The organism is Mycobacterium sp. OTB74, assembly GCF_029892685.1.
In the GTDB taxonomy this organism is placed as follows: Bacteria; Actinomycetota; Actinomycetes; order Mycobacteriales; family Mycobacteriaceae; genus Mycobacterium.
Map to the genome: position 1 here is coordinate 200,058 of NZ_JARXVD010000009.1, position 12,350 is coordinate 212,407.

The window sequence follows — 12,350 nt, forward strand, 5'->3', positions numbered from 1 at the left end:
CGGTGAGTGGTGAACTGACCGGCCGTCGGGTCCTGGTGACCGGAGCGGCCGGCGGAATCGGGGCAGCTGCCGTCGAGGCGTTGACGGCAGCTGGGGCCCAAGTGGTGGCGACTTACCACCGCACCGAACCGCAGACTGACGTCGAGGTTGACTGGCTGCGCTGCGACGTCACTGACGAAGACAGTGTGGCGCAAGCATTTTCGTCGGTGGAGGATCGATTTGGCCGACTGGACGTACTGATCCATGCTGCGGGGCTGTGGACTCCCGGCATTCCCGGACAGGTCGCCACTGCCGACCTGGACGCGACGATGAAGACCAACTTCACGTCGACGGTGCTGACCAATCAGGCCGCCTACCGGCTGATGTGCCAGAACGGTGGGCAGATCATCAATTTCGGCTCGGCTGAGGGCGTAATGGGCAGCCCGGTTTCGGCCGGGTACGCGGCCGCCAAGGCGGCTGTCACCGCATGGACCCGGTCTATCGCCAAGGCCTGGGGGTCACAGGGCATCACCGCGAACGCCCTCGCACCTGCGGTGGACACCCCTGGGGCCCAACGGTTTCGAGACTTCCTGGGGCCGGCCGCGGCGCCGATCATTGACCAGCAGCTGCGCATCACCATCCCGTTGGGCGGCAAGTTGGGAAACCCCCGCGACGACATCGGGCCGATTCTGGTGTTCCTGTCCAGTGCCGGTGCACGCTTCATCACCGGCCAGCTGATTCCCATTGACGGTGGCCTGCTGATGCACTGACGCGCCCTGGTGCCTGGGCGGTGCCGTGGTGGCGCGCTGAGGTCGGCTAGCCAATCTTCTTCATGTAGAACGGCATCCGGACCACCGGCCACTGATTGCGACCGCAGGAGCCGCTGGGGCCGGTGGTGTGGTCCTCGCCGGTGAATTCATTGGACGGGTTGAGGTAGTGCGCGTCAGGGCCGACCGGATAGATCTTGATCTCCTGCAGCCCCTGGACCGGAGTGCCGTCGTCGCAGAAGCGCCAATTGGGCAGGACCCGCTTGACGTAGTACAAGCCGTTGGTGGTGTAGATGGGCGCGGTCCAGCCTGCGCTGCTCTTCACCGTGCCGGTGCACTCGGTGTTGGACACACAATTGGTCGAGATGGTCCAGGTGGACTGCTCTCCGGGTTGCGCCTCGTACCGCTCGTTGAGCTTTGCGTACACCCCGTTGGACGATGTGGCGAAGGTGCCGTTGAGACCCCAGCTGCTGGGGTCCTCATCGGCCAAAGCCGGTGTGGCGCTGACTAATACAGTCGTCGCGGTCAAGCCGGCAAGAATTGCGCCGATGCTCGACGCGGCGCGCAACGTAAGGGCCGGCATGGGTGCGCTCCTCTGCAGGTGATAGTCCCATTCTCGTTTCCGGAGAATATCACTGCCGCCTGCTCGCGCAGGCGGCAACTGCAGTATTCACCGAACGAGGGTCAGACGAAGGCAACCTGTGAAATCTTCAACCGGCCCTGATCTTTGGCGAGCGTCACAACAACCCGGAATCGCTTCGGCGGCTGCCGGGCGTTGGTGAGGTTCGTGGCCTGTGACGTCGCCGCGACCAGAACTACCGCGGAGTCAGCGGAGGCCGACTCAGTGGCCACCGCGGTCACGTCGACGTGGGTCACCACCTTGGACTTCTCCAGCTGCTTGACCAACGTGTACTGCTGGCCTTGGAACTCCTCCTTGAATTTGCCCGTGGCGTTGTCCATCACCCGCTGCATGTCCTCGTCGGCATTGATGAAGTTCAACGACATCAGATCGATTACGCCCTGGCGTGCCACCGCTGCGGCATCGGCTGCCCGCTGGCGCTGGGTTTGGGCTACGTGGTGCGTCCAGGACATCGCCGCGATCACCCCGAGGATAGCGCAGAACAGCAGCGCCGCCAGCCCGAGCGTGAGGTGGCGCAGGCTCAGCGTGCGACGGTGATCTGCGACAGCCGGTTCGGCTTCGGCAGCGGTCGCGGGAACGCCGGACGGGGCAAGCTCATCGGCCTTGCGGCGCAGTTCGGCGGCCCGGGCGCGGGCCGCCTTGGCCCGCTCTTCAGCGCGTGCGGCTTCGGCTTCGGCCGCGGCCGCGTCGTCTGCGTCGGCAGAGTTTGCCGAACCGTCAACGGCCGAAGGTGACATGGTGGAAACTTCCTTATGGTCAGTCGATGTTCGCCCAGGCTAGTCGCCCGGGGCCCCGGGGTTGGCATCCGACCAATCCATAGTAATAATCTTCTCTGAAACAGAGAATTTCGTTTCCGCCTATGCGAAAGTTGACGACGTGCGTTTGACCGTGGTGGCAGCTTCGGCGCTGGTGGCGGCCATGATGACCGCCGCGCCGCAGGCGTGGGATGGAGCTGCGCCGCAGGCGCATGCCGATGGTGTGACTTGTAACGACGCGTTCTGCGTTCCGGGCATCATCCCGCACCGGGTGTTGGGTGCGCCCTGCGACAACACCACCTACTACGTATTCGCGACCACCGACTGGGGTCGCTTGATGTTCTGCGGCTCTCCGCGGCGTTACGAGCCGCGCTGGTTCCGCTCACCACCGATGGCCGGTATCCGCGATGAGAACAGTGACTGCATCAGCGAGCAGAACATGGTCGCGCAGGCGCCGGATGGGCTGTTTCTCAGCTGTGTCGCGATGAACGGCGTCAGTCGGTGGATGCGCGGCGACACCTGAGTCACTGACCCCATACCCGCCTGAAACACCAGTGCCCCGGATGAATTCATCCGGGGCACTGGCGTTTTCGCTGTAAGGAGGGTCTACCAGTTGCGGATCGAACAGAGCGCGCCGTGCGGGCCGCTGTCCTGCTTGACTACCTGGCCATCGACCTCGAGTTTGCAATTGAACGCCGGCGTCTTGAAGTTCGGGGCTTCACCGGACTGCACCATGACGGTTGCCCAGAGGTTGGGGTCGTTCAAGGTGGCATCGAGAACCCACGGCTGGTTGGGGCCGACGGTGACATCGGCACGCGGGCTGTATTCGTATGGGTTGTGGCTGTAATCCGACCAGGTCGGTGGGTCGACGTCCCGGTAGTAGATGTGCGAGAAGATCGGGCCGGTCGCACTCACGGTGTACCGGACATGATGAGCGGCCGGTGGCGGGGGAGGCGGGGCGGCATCGTCGTCGGCCAGTGCTGGGACGGCCGACCACAACGTGCAACCCAGCAATGCGACAGCGGCGGTGACGGTCAGAGAAACGCGCATGGTCACATCCTGCTCAGGCTGAACGGGTAGGTCAGCGTGCCACCGGGCGCTCCGTCGCACCCGGCATCGAAGGTCGAGGTCATCTGGCCGCTGAGAGTGTTTGCGTCCCAGGTGTATACGTCATGCGTCGGGACGGTCGGGCCATAGTAGATGTCACCGCAACGCAGACCGAAGAACTCATCGATGGCCATGGTGTACTGGCCGTTGACCAGGTACGCATCGGCCGGGTTGCTGTCAGCCTTGGCGACCGGCTGCGGGATGGTCATGACGTGGATACAGTCGTCGAGACTCTTCTGATTGCCATCGGGCTTGTAGCACGGCGTCAGCGCCGAGAAGATCCAGGTGTGAAAGTCCCTGCGGTCCGGCATGTTCACTTTGTAGTTGCCCAGCCACATCGTCGCCGACGCGGGAGGAGCGAAAGTCATTGCTGCCACGGAGATTACCGCGGCGGCTGCCGCGGTCGTCTTCAACGCGACCCCCGCCGCGGTCGGCCTCAACGCGGCAATAGCCGCTGAAAACTTCATCAGGTTCCTCCACAGCTCCGTGCCGCAGGGTCGATGCTAGACCCCGTTTCGGCGAACGCCACGTAGCACGACCAGTGAGATTGGCATTCTCCACGGCGGAGAATAACATCTCCGGCCCCACTAAAAGACGAAACGGGTATCGGCAGTACTGCTGCCGATACCCGTCTCGATGACGGCCTTTAGGCCTCCTTGAACTTGATGTTCAGTTCGGTGAGTCCGCGCAGGATGAACGTCGGCTCGTAGTTGTAGCTGCGGTTGTCGGCCGGGCCGTGCTTCTCGGCGTCAATGGTGATGTCGGACAACCGATCGAGGATTCGCTCGATGGAAACGCGACCTTCGACGCGGGCCAGGGGGCCGCCGGGGCAGGAGTGCACGCCGCGGCCGAACGCGATGTGCTCGCGCACGTTCTTGCGGTCCAGGCTGAAGGTGTGCGGGTCCTCGAAGCGCACCGGATCGCGGTTCACCGCACCGGGGCACACCATCATGATGGTGCCGGGGGCCACCTCGGTGTCGCCGACCACGGTGCTTCTCTTGGCCAGGCGGAACTGGCTCTTGACCGGGGCATCCATCCGCAATGCCTCCTCGACGAACACCGGGACGCGCGAGCGGTCCTTGCGCAGCGCCTCCTGGATGTCCGGGCGATCGCCGAGCACTCGCAGCGACGCGGACAGCAGCTTGGTGGTGGTCTCCTGGCCGGCGGCAAAGAGGAAGGTCGCCGAGCGGACCACCTCGATGACCGGCGGCGTCGATCCGTCCGGGTACTTGGCGGTGGCGAGTGCGGTGAGCACGTCGTCGCGGGGCTCTTTGCGCCGGTCTTCGAGGTACCCGATGAACTTCTCGTCGAGCCACTCCAGTGGGTTCGCGCCCACCAGGTCGGTGTGATCAAGTGAGCCGACATTGGCACCCGGGCGAGGTGCGCCCAGGACAGTGCGGAACTCTTCGTGGTCCTCCTCGGGGACGCCGAGCAGGTCGGCGATCACCAGCAGTGAGAAGGGCTTGGCATACGCACTGAGGAACTCACACTTACCGTCGGCGACGAAGTCGTCGAGAACCTCGTCGGCGAGGCGCCACATGAAGTCCTCGTTCTCCTTCAACCGGCTGGGCGTGAGCAGCCGGTTGAGCAGGGAGCGGGCGTCGGTGTGGTCGGGCGGATCCATGGTCACCATGTGCTCGAACATCGGCATCTGCACCCGGTGCTCGGCGATCTGATCGCTGATGTCGTCGCCCTCGGGGGTGAACGGCAGCGGCGGGAACGGGCCGGCGACGGCGATGCACGACGAGAAGGTGTCGGAGTCCTTGAGGATAGTGGTGGCCTCTTCAAAACCGGTCACCGCCATCACTCCGTAGTGCGGTTCCTTGACCACCGGGCACTTGCTGCGCAGGTGGTCGAAGTAGGGGTGCGGATCGGGCACCAGCGACTGGTCGGTGAAGTAGTCGACGGTGTCGAAGTCGGTCATCTGCGGGAATCCTCCGAGCGGGCGGGCTGCCATACGGTACACGTGAACTAAGCGAAATGCTGTGCACCTGCTTAGCATGGGGCTATGGTCGTGGTCAAGGTCACACGGCAGGCCCGACGGTAAGATTTTCCGGTCCAGCCTGGTGTTTTGGGGTGGAATTCGACAAAGTGAGGAGGGGCATGGCATCGGCGCGACGCATCGGGGCTCCCGACGCGAAGAACCGTGGCGTCCTGCTGGACGCCGCCGAGCAACTGATGCTCGACGAGGGCTACGCCGCGGTGACCTCACGCCGGGTCGCGGACAAGGCCGGGTTGAAACCCCAACTGGTGCACTACTACTTCCGGACCATGGACGATCTGTTCCAGGCAATCTTCCGGCGCCGGGCTGAACAGGGTCTGGTAGCGCAGCAGTTGGCACTGCAGTCCGACCAGCCGCTGTGGAATCTGTGGCGGTTCAACACTGACCCGGCCGGTACTCGCTTGACCATGGAGATCATGGGTCTGGCCAACCACCGGAAGGGCTTGCGCTCCGAAATTGCCTACTACGCAGAGCGATTCCGCGAGCAGGAGACCAAGGCCTTCACCGCGGCGTTGGAGCACAACGGTTTTGCCCAAGAAGATGTGCCGCCGGTGGTGTGGGCGGTATTCGCCACCAGCCTCTCGCGGGTGCTGGTGATGGAGCAGGAAATCGGCATGTCTTCCGGCCATGAAGAGACCTTGGCTATGGTCGACACCTGGCTGCGTCGGCTTGAGGGTGACCCGCTGCCCATGCCGGACTTCGCGGCGTTGATGGCGGCCGCTGCGGTGGACTCCGAGGACTGAGCCGTTTCATGCCCGTCGACTCATGGGCGCTGCGAGATCCCGCAGGGCTGACATGAACAGCTGATCCATCACAGGGCTCAATTCCGAAAGTGTGGCCGCGCTGGCATGGCTGGCGGGTCCGAAGACGCGTTGGAGGACGTCGGAATCGCACTGTGCGCCGATGCTCAGGCACAGGCACGCGACACCGTCGAGGCGCAGCTCTTCGAGGGCTTTGGCGGAGTCTGCCTGGGCGTAACGCCCCTCATAGCCGTCGTCGTAGGGGAATCCGTCGGAAAGCACGAGAAGTAGCCGGTTCGGCGTTCCTGCTTGGGTTTTCAGGATTTCACCGGCGCCACGGATGCCGGCGCCCAGGCGGGTATAGCCGGACGGTTGGAGTTGGTCGAGACGTGCTCTTTCGGCGGCGCCGAAGCGGTGTTGGAAGCTTTTGACGGCCGGCAGGTGCACCGCATGTCGACCTTCGGATCGGAATCCGTAGACCGCGACGCGGTCACCGAGTTCATCCAGGGTTGTGGCCAACGTTGCGGCAGCCTGTCGTTGGTGTTCGTGCACAGCGTGGCCCTTGGCGTCGGTGTCGGTGGCCGATCCGGAGGTGTCCAGCAGGATCAGGACGCCAAGGTCGCGCCTGAGTTTGCGGCGTTCGGTATAGATGTGTTCGGGCGGTGAATACCCCGAACGCAGATCGATGAACAGGTCGACGAGGGCATCGGTGTCCAGTTCGTCGCCATCCGGTCGGCCACGCACCGCCTTGGGGCCCAGTCCGACACGCGAAAGTCGCTGGCGGAGCACGCTATCGGAGATGGCGCCGGTGGGTGTAACGCGTGAGGCAGGCAACGGAAAGTCGATGACGCGGCACCACTCCGGCCGGTAGTGATTGTTGTGGGCGTCCCATTCGGGATACAGCGCCCCGCCGACACCCATTGCAGCACCGGGTTTTTCGGCACCGGTGAACTGGATGGGGAGGGGAACGGGCCGGGCATCGGGTCCAGCACCGCGCCCGCGCCGGACAGTGCCCAGCTGCAATTCGACACCGCCGGAGTCTTCGCTGTATGACGGTGAACTACCGAGGAGTTTGCGAAGGAACTCAGACAGTGTTCGCGACGTGAAGGCGGGGGCTTCGAACAGCTTGAGGATCTTGCTTTCGCCGGATTGGCTGTCGTCGGCTTCGGCATCGGGGCCGGCGGGATCGGGTGGATCGAAGTGCAGATCATTGTCGGCGGGTGCGCGTGGGCCGCGGGTGCGGGCCAGAAGTCGAGGTGGTTTGATGACACCGAACCAGTCCGGCGGATCAGGAATGTGCCTGCGGCTCTTGGCGATTGCCAGGGATTCGGCCGCACCGGTACTGGCCGGTTGGTGTTCGGGACACAGTGTGGCAGCCAGCGGAACGCGGTCTGCGACTGCGCTGAGGGCCCGCTGGCCTTCCAGCCAGAGGTAGCGACGCGCCAGCCGCGGTCGTGCCTGCAAGGCTCGTGTCACCTGTGGCTGCAGGCTTCCCGCAGCCAGAAGCGCGCTTTGTACCACCACTTCACGGCGTTGCTCGGCCGATGTTGCGGCCGCGGTGACGAAGATGACCTGCCCATCGGTGTGGGCGCTGTGGCCGGGCGGCGCGTGCGTCACCTCGACGGCATGGCCGGCGATGAACGTTGCCAGGAGCTGGAACTGCCCGGCGTCCCGCGGGAGGTCTGTCACGTCAGATTCAGGACGGCATCAGCAAGTTCGCCCAGGGCCCGGACCACGTCGGGGTCGTCGGACAGCGCGCAGACGATCGCGGAGCGGACGGCACTGCGCAGCGACAAGCCTTCGGCGACAAGGCCTCCGGCGAGGATCAACATCCGGGTGGAGGACGCTTCTCGTAGCGGTGACCCGTCCAGGTTGCGGATGGCGTTGCCGAGCCGCACCAGTTGCGATGCGGTTTCGGTGTCGACCCCGGCTTCATGCGCGACCACGTCGGTTTCGATGTCGGCAGGCGGGAAGTCGAGCTCGATGGCCACAAAGCGTTGGCGGGTGGACTCTTTGATGTTCTTCAGAACGCTTTGATAGCCCGGGTTGTAGGAGATGACCAACTGGAATCCGGGTGCGGCGCGCAATGTGGTGCCCAGGCGGTCCAGCGGCAGTTCGCGGCGGTGATCGGCCAGTGGATGTATGACGACGGTGGTGTCTTGGCGCGCTTCGACGATCTCATCGAGGTAGCAGATGGCGCCGCTGCGTACTGCCCGCGTCAGCGGCCCGTCCACCCAGACGGTCTCGCCGCCTTTGAGCAGGAAGCGGCCGACCAGATCCGCCGAGGTCATGTCTTCGTGGCCCGCCACCGTGACCAGGTCGCGCCCGAACTGGTGGGCCATGGCCTCGACGAACCGCGTCTTGCCGCAGCCGGTGGGGCCTTTGAGAAGTACGGGTAGACCGCGGCGGGCCGCCGCGCTGAAAACGTCGACTTCGTCGCTCACCGGCCGGTAGAACGGCGCCTCTGTGTAGGCGGGTTCGGTGTCGAAGTGATTGGGGGACAACACCATTACTTGCCCGGCAGGAATGGCACGACTGTGGGCAGGTGCGAGCCCTCAGGGAGCACGAGCACACCGTCGGTGTTGACGAAGCCGGACCGTTTGGTCGGCATCGGCAGCACAGGGTTGGGGCAGGGGGTGTCGGTACCGTCACCGCAGATGCCGCCATTGAGGTATGAGCGCTTCTGAACGTCGTCAGGCCAGGGGTCGGCATGCATGGCAAGCCATTGTGCGGGGAGGTTGTAGAAGATGAAGAAGCAGGCGCTGACGGCAGCGAAGATCGCCAAGAACCGGGTGCCCTGAACTTTGGCGAAACCGCCTCGGACACGGTCCAATCCGCGCTCGACGATGGTGCGTCCGCGGTCGTCGGTGAAGAAGCGCAGGCAGCACAGCGCAGTCAGGACGCCGCCCCACATCAGCCCTTCATAGATGGGCCACTGGTAGTAGGTGCCGGCATTGACGGACACCGCGCGAATGGCACCGGGGTACACGTAGAACCCGATCGGCAGAAAGATCAAGCCCTCCATGACGAAGTCGAGCAGGATGTTGAACACGTATGTGACGCCGATCAATTGTGCATTGCTAAGGTGCGGCCAGCGGGTCTTGACCCGGCGCATCACCCAGCATCCGAGGATGACCATCAGCAGGTTGCCGAAGGAATAGCCGGGCACGTTGGTCAGCAGTGGCTCCACGACTTGGTGCCCCGGGACCTCCGGCGAGACCCACCCCGGAATGTTCGACGACCACGAGCCTCGGTTGGGCATCCAGGTGTTGTACGTGCACCAGGTGTTCAAATAGTTCAGCAGTGGATCCTGGAAGAACATCAAACCCATTGACACCATGAGCATTCCGTCGAGCGTGATCCGACGTTCCCGGAGCCAGGGCCGGATGAGGAACCACCACACTGCGATGGGCAGCCCGATCCAGGCGAACACCGCGTTCGCGATCAGGGGCACTTTCATGTACATCGGCGGGTCGTTCGGACCGCTGGCCACCGCGTGGAAGTAGGGACCCGTGATCCATCGGGTCCAAACGTACATCTGCAGGATGAAGAGTGCGCCACCGATGGCCGCCCAGATCTGGACGGGCTTGACCTTCGGGTCCCGCTGAGCGTCAAGCGAACTGGCACTGGGCAGCGGTTCGGAAATGGTTGATCTGCTCGACGACTCGCTCATCGACGGTGCCCTCCTGGATGGGTAGTCACAGGCCCGCGTCCATGGTCAGACGCGCATGCTGCCCGACGCATCAAGGTCCGCGCCGGGGTCGTTCGGGCGAAAATATACCAACTGGTATCTAAGAGTGGAATGGGTATCTGAGATTCCGTGTCAGAATTAGCGGTATGCCTGAGCGTTGGACGCGGGAACGCCGTCTTGAGCGCACTCGTTCGCTGCTCCTCGATGCCGCGGAAGAGGTGTTCGCCGAAAAAGGTTTCACTGCAGCCACACTCGACGACATCGCACATGCGGCCGGCTACACCAAGGGCGCGATCTATAAGCACTTCACCGCCAAAGAAGACCTCTTTCTGGCGGTCAGCGACCGCTACTGGCGTCGCTACTTCGACAACTTCGCCGAGGTGATGTCGGCGGCGACGCATGTCGGGCCTCACGAACTCGACGAGATCGCTGCTCGATGGCGTCAGTTGAGCCAGGATCGAGGAGCTGAGCAGGCGGCGCTCGGACACGAGTTCACCCTCTATCTGCTTCGCAATCCCGATGCCCGGGAGCGGGTGGCGGCCAAGCGGGCCGAGGTGGTCGACGCGTTGGCTGCATTCGTGGTCAAAGGCATGGACCGGCTCGGGGCCACCCTGTTGATGCCGCCTCGGGCATTTGCACATGTGCTCATCGCGACCAGCGACTCCGTCGTGCTGGGCAGCGAGCTGGACGACATGGACCTCTACCGGCCGATTGTGGAGATGTACATGTCGGCCATCAAGCTGCCCTGAATCGTTGTCCGGATTTACGATTATTCGAGATGTTGTAAACGTGGCGTCGCCACAGGCCGATGGGAAGACAATGACCGCTGAGGAGATTGTGCGCGCCGAGATTGCCGCATGGAGCCGCAACGACGTCGACGAAGTCATGAGCCACTTCGCCGAGGACGCAACCTTCGACATCGGCCCTGATTGGCCGAAACTGGCTGGGCACGAAGCGATCTACGAGATGATGAAGGTGTTCTTCGCCGGCGGGACGTGCGTCGATCTGGAGGTCCGCTACCTCGCCGTCGACGGGAACGTCGTGTTGATGGAGCGCCACGACCACTGGATAGTGAACGGAAAGCAGATGAGCTGGCCGGTCATGGGGGCCTACGAAGTGCAGGACGACAAGATCATCGCTTGGCGCGAGTACTTCTACCCGCCGAAGGAGTCGTGACGCCGGTCGGCGCGCCGGGCCCTTTGCTTGGGGTAACTCTCGTCCGAGGGCGTCAGCTCAGGAGATGAACGTCGGCATCGAGGCCCAGCCGCGGACTGCGGCGGTCTCCGACGGCACGGCGTTGGGCCAGTCGACCTCCCATTGCGGGAAGCGCTTGAGGATTTCCTCCAGTGCGATGCGGCCTTCCAACCGGGCCAGTGCATTGCCCATGCAGAAGTGTGTCCCAGCGCCAAAGGTCATGTGCGAGTGCTGTTCCCGGTGGATGTCGAAGACGTCCCCGTTCGGGGCGAACCTGCGGTGGTCGCGGTTGGCGGCACCGACCAGCATGAGCATCGCTGAGCCCTGCGGCACGGTCTGGCCGTAGTACTCGACGTCGCGGGTCACGTAGCGGGCGATCTGCAGGGCCGGTGGCTCCCAGCGCAGGATCTCCTCGATGGCCTGGGGAATCAGCGCCGGGTTCTCCACCAGCTCACGGCGTTGATCGGGGTAGTCCGCCAACGTCTTTCCCGCCCAACCGATCAGGCGGGTGGTGGTCTCCGATCCTGCGGTTGCGATGACGGTCAAGTACAGCAGCAGTTCGTCTCGGCGCAGCTTGCGGACGGTTCCGGTCTCGTCCTCGAACTCGGCGTTCAGCAGGTCGGTCATGATGTCGTCGGACGGGTGCTCGGTGCGCCAGTCGATGAACTCGGCGAACACCTCGCCGGTGGCCAGCCCTTCGAGCTTCTGGCCTTGCAGCGTTTCCTCGCCGTGTTCGGTGATCGCGCGTTGCCTGTCCTCGGGGATACCCAGCAGCATGCCGATGACGCGCATCGGCATCTGCTCGCCCAGGTCGTTGACGAAGTCGAACCGGTCCGACCCGACCAGGGGATCGAGGCAACGCGCGGTGAACTCGCGGATCTGCGGCTCAAGCGCCAACACCTTGCGTGGGGTGAACATCCGCGACAGCAGATTGCGGTGAATGTTGTGGATCGGCGGATCTTCGAAAATCAGTGTGCCCGGCGGGATTTCCATGCCGGACTTGATGATCTCGAGAACGGCTCCGCGGCCTGAGATGAAGGTCTCGTGGTCGATGACGCCTTTGTTGACGTCCTCATAGCGGCTCAGTGCGTAGAAGTCGTGCTGCTCGTTGTAGTAGAGCGGGGCCTCTTCCCGCAGGCGGGCGAACACCGCGTACGGGTCCATGTTCAGGGCGATACTGTACGGGTCGTAGTACAGGTCCGATTCGATGGACGCGGTCGAGGCGACATCGTAGTTGGACAAGGGTTTCTCCTGCCGGTCCGGTAAATCCTGGGCACTTGCTTAGCAGTTGAGCTGACACAGGGTCAAGGGGTAAGAGGGGGATTTGTACACGAAAACCCGCGCTAGCCGCCGGTTTTCGTGCACAAATCGCGGGCTAGCTGTACTCGGCAGGGACGTTGTTGACGATTCGGCTGTGAGAAGGGAGGACCTCCGGGCTTAGTGGAGATGTCTGACGTCTTCACACACTCGGAGGT

14 protein-coding genes are annotated in these 12,350 nt (G+C 63.8%); 5 read left to right on the top strand and 9 right to left on the bottom strand.

All coding sequences use genetic code 11. The features are described from left to right. Positions 1 to 2: 2 nt before the first annotated feature. Complete coding sequence (locus M2432_RS14705) at positions 3 to 749, top strand: SDR family oxidoreductase (protein ID WP_280827565.1); 747 nt, start codon at positions 3 to 5, stop codon at positions 747 to 749. A gap of 46 nt (positions 750 to 795) precedes the next feature. Here M2432_RS14705 and M2432_RS14710 read toward each other — a convergent pair whose 3' ends face one another. Both M2432_RS14710 and M2432_RS14715 read right to left on the bottom strand, forming a co-directional pair. Beyond that, positions 796 to 1,329, bottom strand: coding sequence for a hypothetical protein (locus tag M2432_RS14710; protein ID WP_280827545.1), 534 nt, complete (start codon positions 1,327 to 1,329; stop codon positions 796 to 798). A gap of 101 nt (positions 1,330 to 1,430) precedes the next feature. Then, positions 1,431 to 2,123, bottom strand: a complete 693-nt coding sequence (locus M2432_RS14715) for a hypothetical protein (protein ID WP_280827546.1) — start codon at positions 2,121 to 2,123, stop codon at positions 1,431 to 1,433. A gap of 145 nt (positions 2,124 to 2,268) precedes the next feature. On the opposite strand from M2432_RS14715, the gene M2432_RS14720 reads away from it, so the two are divergent. Continuing rightward, positions 2,269 to 2,664, top strand: coding sequence for a hypothetical protein (locus M2432_RS14720; protein WP_280827566.1), 396 nt, complete (start codon positions 2,269 to 2,271; stop codon positions 2,662 to 2,664). Positions 2,665 to 2,747: 83 nt separating this feature from the next. On the opposite strand, the gene M2432_RS14725 is transcribed toward M2432_RS14720, so the two are convergent. The 3 genes from M2432_RS14725 to M2432_RS14735 all read right to left on the bottom strand — a co-directional run bounded on the left by M2432_RS14725 (position 2,748) and on the right by M2432_RS14735 (position 5,172). Then, on the bottom strand, positions 2,748 to 3,191 hold the full coding sequence (locus M2432_RS14725) for a hypothetical protein (RefSeq protein ID WP_280827547.1): 444 nt from the start codon (positions 3,189 to 3,191) through the stop codon (positions 2,748 to 2,750). 2 nt (positions 3,192 to 3,193) lie between these two features. Next, the gene (locus M2432_RS14730; protein WP_280827567.1) at positions 3,194 to 3,616 is read right to left on the bottom strand and encodes a hypothetical protein; all 423 of its coding nucleotides are present in this window, start codon (positions 3,614 to 3,616) and stop codon (positions 3,194 to 3,196) included. 278 nt (positions 3,617 to 3,894) lie between these two features. Further along, on the bottom strand, positions 3,895 to 5,172 hold the full coding sequence (locus tag M2432_RS14735) for a cytochrome P450 (RefSeq protein ID WP_280827548.1): 1,278 nt from the start codon (positions 5,170 to 5,172) through the stop codon (positions 3,895 to 3,897). A gap of 179 nt (positions 5,173 to 5,351) precedes the next feature. On the opposite strand from M2432_RS14735, the gene M2432_RS14740 reads away from it, so the two are divergent. Then, entirely contained in the window at positions 5,352 to 5,993 is a 642-nt protein-coding gene (locus M2432_RS14740) for a helix-turn-helix domain-containing protein (protein WP_280827549.1), read from the top strand. A 6-nt stretch (positions 5,994 to 5,999) separates the two neighbouring features. Here M2432_RS14740 and M2432_RS14745 read toward each other — a convergent pair whose 3' ends face one another. Genes M2432_RS14745 through M2432_RS14755 form a run of 3 tightly spaced genes read right to left on the bottom strand, consistent with a single transcriptional unit; the run spans position 6,000 to position 9,663 of the window. Further along, positions 6,000 to 7,679, bottom strand: coding sequence for a VWA domain-containing protein (locus tag M2432_RS14745; protein ID WP_280827550.1), 1,680 nt, complete (start codon positions 7,677 to 7,679; stop codon positions 6,000 to 6,002). Beyond that, the gene (locus M2432_RS14750) at positions 7,676 to 8,500 is read right to left on the bottom strand and encodes a CbbQ/NirQ/NorQ/GpvN family protein (RefSeq protein WP_280827551.1); all 825 of its coding nucleotides are present in this window, start codon (positions 8,498 to 8,500) and stop codon (positions 7,676 to 7,678) included. Before M2432_RS14750 ends, M2432_RS14745 begins: the two co-directional genes overlap by 4 nt. Beyond that, positions 8,500 to 9,663 carry a spirocyclase AveC family protein gene (locus M2432_RS14755; protein ID WP_280827552.1) on the bottom strand — a complete coding sequence of 388 codons (1,164 nt, stop codon included), beginning with the start codon at positions 9,661 to 9,663 and terminating at the stop codon, positions 8,500 to 8,502. Before M2432_RS14755 ends, M2432_RS14750 begins: the two co-directional genes overlap by 1 nt. A 164-nt stretch (positions 9,664 to 9,827) precedes the next feature. Here M2432_RS14755 and M2432_RS14760 point away from each other — a divergent pair, with 164 nt between their 5' ends. Together M2432_RS14760 and M2432_RS14765 are read left to right on the top strand one after the other, a co-directional pair. Beyond that, positions 9,828 to 10,430 carry a helix-turn-helix domain-containing protein gene (locus M2432_RS14760; RefSeq protein ID WP_280827553.1) on the top strand — a complete coding sequence of 201 codons (603 nt, stop codon included), beginning with the start codon at positions 9,828 to 9,830 and terminating at the stop codon, positions 10,428 to 10,430. 70 nt (positions 10,431 to 10,500) lie between these two features. Further along, complete coding sequence (locus M2432_RS14765) at positions 10,501 to 10,857, top strand: limonene-1,2-epoxide hydrolase family protein (protein ID WP_280827554.1); 357 nt, start codon at positions 10,501 to 10,503, stop codon at positions 10,855 to 10,857. Positions 10,858 to 10,914: 57 nt separating this feature from the next. Here the strand turns inward: M2432_RS14765 and M2432_RS14770 are convergent, their stop codons facing one another. Next, the gene (locus M2432_RS14770; RefSeq protein WP_280827568.1) at positions 10,915 to 12,039 is read right to left on the bottom strand and encodes a cytochrome P450; all 1,125 of its coding nucleotides are present in this window, start codon (positions 12,037 to 12,039) and stop codon (positions 10,915 to 10,917) included. Between the last annotated feature and the right edge of the window lie 311 nt (positions 12,040 to 12,350).

What these genes read in the sequence shown, in the direction of transcription:
- M2432_RS14710 (WP_280827545.1), bottom strand. Translation starts at nt 1,329, where the DNA reads ATGCCGGCCCTTACGTTGCGCGCCGCGTCGAGCATCGGCGCAATTCTT.
- M2432_RS14715 (WP_280827546.1), bottom strand. Translation starts at nt 2,123, where the DNA reads ATGTCACCTTCGGCCGTTGACGGTTCGGCAAACTCTGCCGACGCAGAC.
- M2432_RS14725 (WP_280827547.1), bottom strand. Translation starts at nt 3,191, where the DNA reads ATGCGCGTTTCTCTGACCGTCACCGCCGCTGTCGCATTGCTGGGTTGC.
- M2432_RS14730 (WP_280827567.1), bottom strand. Translation starts at nt 3,616, where the DNA reads ATGACTTTCGCTCCTCCCGCGTCGGCGACGATGTGGCTGGGCAACTAC.
- M2432_RS14735 (WP_280827548.1), bottom strand. Translation starts at nt 5,172, where the DNA reads ATGACCGACTTCGACACCGTCGACTACTTCACCGACCAGTCGCTGGTG.
- M2432_RS14740 (WP_280827549.1), top strand. Translation starts at nt 5,352, where the DNA reads ATGGCATCGGCGCGACGCATCGGGGCTCCCGACGCGAAGAACCGTGGC.
- M2432_RS14750 (WP_280827551.1), bottom strand. Translation starts at nt 8,500, where the DNA reads ATGGTGTTGTCCCCCAATCACTTCGACACCGAACCCGCCTACACAGAG.
- M2432_RS14755 (WP_280827552.1), bottom strand. Translation starts at nt 9,663, where the DNA reads ATGAGCGAGTCGTCGAGCAGATCAACCATTTCCGAACCGCTGCCCAGT.
- M2432_RS14760 (WP_280827553.1), top strand. Translation starts at nt 9,828, where the DNA reads ATGCCTGAGCGTTGGACGCGGGAACGCCGTCTTGAGCGCACTCGTTCG.
- M2432_RS14765 (WP_280827554.1), top strand. Translation starts at nt 10,501, where the DNA reads ATGACCGCTGAGGAGATTGTGCGCGCCGAGATTGCCGCATGGAGCCGC.
- M2432_RS14770 (WP_280827568.1), bottom strand. Translation starts at nt 12,039, where the DNA reads ATGGACCCGTACGCGGTGTTCGCCCGCCTGCGGGAAGAGGCCCCGCTC.